Below are 308 nucleotides of genomic sequence, written 5' to 3' on the forward strand. Positions count from 1 at the left end.
GTTTGTTGTAGAACCAGAGAAGTTAGCAAGTAAATAACCAGCCATAGCTGAATAGCCAGATAGATTGTCTGTTGGTCTTTTCATAACTGCTCGAACCGTATACCACTTACCTAACGTAGGAGCAGTTACTACATCTGAAAGATGAATTGATGCCCTAGAAGGACTCATACTGTTCCAATCTAATAAGACACATGCTCCTGTTATTGAACCACTAACTAACATAAAGTCTAATTCAACTACGTAGAACTTGTTATTTGGAAGGTTTGGAATAAAGTATCCTGTTGTAATTTGTGCTCCTACTTGTGTAG

The 308-nt window shown here is 37.7% G+C and carries 1 protein-coding gene; it reads right to left on the reverse strand.

The window, feature by feature from the left end; translation table 11 throughout:
- A partial coding sequence (locus ACSG5Z_RS30365; protein WP_435712797.1) for a hypothetical protein occupies positions 1–308 on the reverse strand: 308 nt, incomplete at both ends.

The organism is Bacillus pretiosus (genome assembly GCF_051294775.1).
Classification (GTDB): Bacteria; Bacillota; Bacilli; order Bacillales; family Bacillaceae_G; genus Bacillus_A; species Bacillus_A wiedmannii.